Source organism: Dyadobacter sp., assembly GCF_051859145.1.
Lineage (GTDB): Bacteria > Bacteroidota > Bacteroidia > Cytophagales > Spirosomataceae > Dyadobacter.
The window spans coordinates 1-5,875 of sequence record NZ_JBHYGF010000272.1; the positions used below are offsets into that span (position 1 = coordinate 1).

Consider the following 5,875-nt stretch of genomic DNA (forward strand, 5'->3'; position numbering starts at 1 on the left):
TGGTTTCCCATAGTAGCTGCATCGTAGCCCATTCGGCTCATTGCTTCCATTTCTACCTCGCCGCCGTACAAATTGAAATATGGTGTTCCCTGAAAAATATCGCCCGCGTCGAACAACAATACATTGGGCTGCTCCTGCCTGATTTTTGTAATTAAAGCAGACCGCCTCGCAACGCCGCCAAGTCCCTGGTTGCGCGAACCGTCCATTGGGAACGGTTCGATCTGACTATGCACATCGTTGGTATGCAAAATCGTAAGCTGAACCGTTGCATCTTTTCCGAAGCCAGTCAAAGGCGCAGATCCCAATCCCATGAATGCAGCCACACCAAGACTTTTACGCAAAAACTCCCTCCTGCTATTCGTTGACAATCGTAATTCTTCCATCGAGTTGAGCATTGATTTTCTTTCCCTGCCGGGTTAATTCATTGATATAATCCATTAATGCATCGCGGACTTTCCTGCCGATATCTCTCCGCTCCACTCCTTTTTTAAGAAAGTCCAGTTCATCACCGCCGTCGGCTAGGTAGTCGTAAGTGACCAGTACATAACTTTTGCTTTTGTCCAAAGGTTGTCCCGCAATTTCGATATCAATTGCCTTTCCATTCCGGATCTTCATCCGCATTCCTGAAACGGGTTGCCCGTTTTTCTTTGCCACAAAATCGGCTAGCTCCTGCACATTTTCTCCATTCAGTTTCAGGACCACGATTTCATTTTCAAACGGCATTAATTCAAAAACCCTGGAAACGGTAATATCACCTTTCGGCCAGGTAGTGCGAAGACCGCCTTTTGTAGCAAGCGCAAACTGCACCGAAGGTTCCCGGCTCAATCCTTCAGCCAGCATAAAGTCCGCAAAAAAGTTACCCAGCAGCGTTTCCGGGTTCCCAGGTTTGGTAAGTGCCTGCTCCGTTTGTCCAACTACGCGGCTCATTTCAGCCTGCATTTTCTGTTTGTACGGAAGATAGTACTTCACCATCGAGGAGTCCTCGCCGGTTTGCTGATCAATGTTGTATTGCTTGTAATCGCTGCGGGAAACGGCGAATTGCTTCTGACAGGAAGCGAGGAGTAATGTAGTCAGGAGCAGGATTAAAATGCCTTTTCCTTTTTGAATAGAGGGAGTCATAACAACCATTTGTTACCTAAAAATAGCACGGAAAGTCTAAACAAATAGCGGCCGGACCGAATAGTTGTGTCACTATTTACTAGTCCGGCCGCTATTTGTCTTGCTATCAATGCAATTTCAATCCTTACCAACCCTGATTCTGCTGCAAATTCGGATTAGCGTCAATCTGGGATTGTGGGATCGGGTAGATTTCGAGTCGCTCTGAATATGGGATCAGAATGTTGTCGACGATCTGGTCTTCTGTCATCGCAGCAATTTCCTCCTTCAATGTTCCCCAGCGCCGGATATCGTACACGGTGTTGAATTCCCCGCTGAGTTCCAGCCTGCGTTCGCGACGGATTGCTGCCCGCATTTCGGCGACGGTACCCGCCCGCAATGCAGAAGCTTTGGCCCGGGCACGAACGCGGTTCACAAGCGGGAGCGCCTGCGCACTTTTGCCCGTTTCATTCAGTGCCTCTGCGAGCATCAGCAATACATCCGGAAAGCGCATTTCGATCAGGTCGGTGCTGTATCCCTGCACCGCGGAGCCGGCCGGACGTGCAACACGCGCCAGCTTTCCGTAAGCAATTCCGTATTTGAAGTCATCGTGCGCGAAAGACGCATTGGTTCTTTTCACCACATAATTACCAAGTGTAGGATTATAGATAATGCTGTCTCCCGGCTCTGCGCCAGCCCTGGCGGTTCCCTGGAATGTATATCGTGGAACCGTCGTAAAATCGCGCCGCTGATCTGTTTTTTCAAACAATTGGTAAAAGCTGTAAGTCAGTCCGTAGTTGGTTTGCTCATCTCCATTTACCAATCCCGAGGGAAATAGATTAAATGGAAGAATGCTTCCGTTCGGCTGTGAAGAATTGATAAAGTAGCCAAAAGACAGCACGATCTCCCGGTTGCGCTCATTGTCGAGTGAGAAAACATCCGTGAAGTCAGGCAGCAGCTCAAAATCAAATTTCTCTTCATTTTCCGGTCCTACGAGCTGGCTGAGCATATCCACAGCCTTTTGGTAATTCTCCGTCCGGTTCAATGGGCGACCCGCCATTTGGAGGTACACTTTACCTAACATGGCTTTGGCTGTGCCCGCCGACACGCGCCCCAGCTCTGCTCCTCCTCTGGAATCAGGCAGGTTGGCTTCGGCAAAAGTGAGATCTGCGAGAATGGCGTCATAAACTGCCACATCGGTTGATCTAGGCGCAAAGATCAGAGCCTCATCTTTCAGCGATTTAATTTCATCCAGGATCAGTGGCACGCCGCCAAACAGCCTTACCAGATGAAAATATGCGTAAGCTCTTAGAAATCGCGCCTCGGCAATGTACGGATCAGCTTCTTCCTCCTCGCCCGGAACCGCCAGTTTCGCATTCGCGATAACGGTATTAGCGCGGAAAATAATCTTGTAAAAACGGCTCCAAACTGACTCGAATGCCGGGGATGTTGCATTGTGCCCGAACCTGTAATAAGGGTCCGCGCCGGAACCAAGGATACCTGCCGTCGCATAACGGTGGCCCGATTCGGTCAGGTTGAAGCGGTTGCTGATATCACCGAAGTCAGGTGCTGTATAGGCGTGGTAAATGCCGATTGTAGCCTGGTTCAGGCCGTCTTCATCTTTGAAAACAACTTCTTTGCTCAGTGATGAATAAGGAGATTCTTCCAGATTTCCCTTGCAGGAAGCCAGCATCGCTAGCAGCGCCAGAACTGAGATTTTTATATGACTTTTCATAAGCTTTGGTCGGATTAGAAATTGCAAGAGATACCGATGGTATAGGAACGCTGCGTGGGATAGGCGCCATAATCAATCCCCTGCTGCAGCAGTGACTGTGCGTAGGAGCTCACCTCGGGATCAAAGCCTGTGTAGTTGGTTAATGTCCAGAGGTTGGTTCCTGTTACGAACAGCTTGGGATTCTGAATGGGGCCAAGTCGCGGGAAAGTGTACGACAGACTCAGCATTTTGAGCCGCACGAAACTTCCGTCTTCCAGCATCGTGGAATTGATATCACCCGACGCAATACCTCTCTGGATACCCGGATATTTGGGATCGTTGTGAGGATTTGCCTCCGTATATCTTTTGTTAAACCAATCCTCCGACTGGTTGAATCCGACGCCACTGTACTCCACTACCCCATTCATAATGTAGAAGTTGGTCAGGTTCAGCACATCGTTCCCGACAGAACCTGTAAATAATGCATTTACGGCCAGGTTCTTCCAGGTTAAATCGTAAGTCCAGCCGAAAGTGAAGTCCGGGTTAGACTTACCCAATACCACGCGGTCGTCGGCAGTAATGATGTTATCCTTATTCGTATCCGCGTAAATCCAGGCACCGTAGATCGGCGTACCTGTGCTTCCCGCCGGGCGCGGACCCTCGAATGTAGCAAAGGGGGGGTTTCCACTTGCGTCAAAGTCGGTAGTCTGGGTCAGGCCAGCGACTTTGTATCCAAAAAACCGACCGACTTCTTCTCCCGGTGTGAGGATACCGGACACACCGCCGAGCAGGTTTCCATTCAAATTCACATAGTCAGACTGGGTTCGCTCGCCGAGATCCACCAGGGTATTTACATTCCTTGAAATGTTCAGCCTGGTTGAAAAAGTCACATTCTTCTTCTGAATAATATTTCCCGTAATACTCAGCTCAAAGCCCCGGTTGCGCATGGTACCGTAGTTATCGATGATCGTACTTACACCTGCCTGTGTCGGTACCCTTCTCGGTTGCAGGAGGTCGGAGGTAACTTTGTTATAATAATCAAAGCTGAAAACGAGCCGGTCTTTGGCGGTATTGAAGTCAACACCCAGGTTGAGCTGGCGCGTTCTTTCCCAGGAAAGGTTTGGGTTTGCAATGGTATTGGGGAAAATGCCTGTACCGATAACAGCTCCATCTCCCTGCGGACCCATTTCGTAAAATCCGCTTGCATACTGCGATAGTGAGGAATAAGGTGCAATCGCCTGACTTCCTGTTTCACCCCATGAGCCCCTGAGCTTGGTGTTCGAAACGAAAGTAACGCCTTTCATAAACTCTTCCTGATCGAGGTTCCAGGCCAATGCGACCGAGGGAAAAACACCATATTTATTGTTTGCGGCAAATGCGGAAGCGCCATCGATCCGCACCGAGCTATTCAACACATACCTTCCTTTGAAGGAGTAATTAGCGCGCAAAAACCCCGATTGCAGAATGCGTTTTTCCTTGAATGATCCGATCGCCTGAGACTGCGCACTACCAATGTTATCAATACCGAAAAATGGTATGTCATAGCCTGTTGCATTGGTGTTGACGATTTCAACAGTTTGGTCGTTATATTCTACACCGAGTGTTGTATTCAGATAATGATCCTTTCTGAACGTTTTTTCATACTGCATATAGGCATTCACGTTGTAGCTGTATGTGTTCGAGGTATTGTTGCTACCCTTCCCTTTCACCGGGTTTCCTTCTGCTGTGGTTGGAGGAAGAAACACTTTCCGGCGTGTCAGGTTCTGGTTTCCGGCTAGACTCACGACGAGGCTCAGCCCGTCTGTCAGCTTGAAGAAGTTCTCAATATTCAGGATCGAGTAGTCGCTTTGCGTCACGTCCGTTTTTGCAGTAAGCTCATTAACGGGGTTTGAAAAGTAGTAACCCGAGTAGTTTGGAATACCCATACTGTTATTACCAAGATAATCCAGCTCCAATGTAGGCGCGGCGCGCAGTCCGTCCATTAACCCACCCGAGCTTGGCCAGGCGCGCGAAGCTGTAACTGCGCGGTTGGTCTTCTGGCGGCTGAATGAGACCTGCCCTTTTACAGTATACCAGTCATTGATCTCATTGTTGAGGTTGACGCGCAAACTTGCCCGGTTGTTATCAGAATTGATGATCGTACCCTTTTCCTTTAAATAGTTTCCGGAAATGTAGTAGGACGATTTCGGACTGCCTCCCGACAAGCTAAGTGTCACATCTTCGCGGAAGCTGGGCTGTGTAATGGCAGCAACCCAGTCGGTATTTGTCATCGCGCTGTCGAGGTTGCTGAAAGGCGCATTGCGGCCGGTCAGCAGGTAACTCTCGTTGATCACCTGTGCATATTGACGCGAATTCATCATTTTGATCGGATTTGAAACCGTGCCAAATGAAGTTTTATTCACGAGCTCCACGCGACCTTCGCCGCGCTTACCTGATTTGGTGGTAATTAAAACGACCCCGTTTGCGCCCCGCGAACCATAAATAGCAGTCGCAGAAGCATCTTTGAGGATCTCCATGCTTTCGATATCATTTGGGTTAATACCATATAGACCATTTTGCGAAGTAGCGCCGGTGAAATTGGCCCCTGCTTCCCGGTAAGGCGGCATTGGAAAACCGTCGATCACATAAAGCGGCTCATTATTACCGCTGAGGGAGTTGTTACCCCTGATCCTGACAACCGTAGCTGCGCCCGGTTCACCCGAAGTTTCGGTTACCTGCACACCCGTGGCCCGACCCTGTATGGCCTGGTCCACCGTGTTGATCACAGCCGACTTATATTCCGTTCCCGCTACCCTGGAAGTTGAACTCGCAAGGTCGCGCTTGCTTTGCGCACCATAACCCACCACCACTACCTCTTTCAAAGCTTTGGCCTCGGGCAGAAGCTGTACATTGAATGTAGTTTGATTTCCGATCGGCGTTTCTTTTTTGGTGAAACCAATGAAGCTGTAAACCAATGTACCGCCGTTTGCAGGTACTTTCATCTGAAATGAACCGTCGGGCTCCGTGATCGCCTGGATCTGTGTTCCTTTTACCAAAACAGCCACTCCGGGCATTCCCGAGCCTTTT

General features: G+C 49.4%; 4 protein-coding genes. All 4 read right to left on the bottom strand.

The features are described from left to right. Positions 1-383: metallophosphoesterase (locus ACTIE6_RS15790; RefSeq protein ID WP_439557556.1), on the bottom strand; the 383-nt coding region annotated here is incomplete at its 3' end. After that, entirely contained in the window at positions 355-1,119 is a 765-nt protein-coding gene (locus ACTIE6_RS15795; protein WP_439557557.1) for a 5'-nucleotidase C-terminal domain-containing protein, read from the bottom strand. The genes ACTIE6_RS15795 and ACTIE6_RS15790, both read right to left, overlap by 29 nt. A gap of 124 nt (positions 1,120-1,243) precedes the next feature. Further along, positions 1,244-2,830: a RagB/SusD family nutrient uptake outer membrane protein gene (locus ACTIE6_RS15800; RefSeq protein WP_439557558.1), complete on the bottom strand. Its 1,587-nt coding sequence runs from the start codon at positions 2,828-2,830 to the stop codon at positions 1,244-1,246. A 14-nt stretch (positions 2,831-2,844) separates the two neighbouring features. Continuing rightward, positions 2,845-5,875, bottom strand: a 3,031-nt coding sequence (locus ACTIE6_RS15805) for a SusC/RagA family TonB-linked outer membrane protein (protein ID WP_439557559.1), incomplete at its 5' end; no start/stop codon positions are given.

Excerpts from the sequence above, each read along its gene's own strand:
- ACTIE6_RS15795 (WP_439557557.1), bottom strand. The coding sequence starts at position 1,119 with ATGACTCCCTCTATTCAAAAAGGAAAAGGCATTTTAATCCTGCTCCTG.
- ACTIE6_RS15800 (WP_439557558.1), bottom strand. The coding sequence starts at position 2,830 with ATGAAAAGTCATATAAAAATCTCAGTTCTGGCGCTGCTAGCGATGCTG.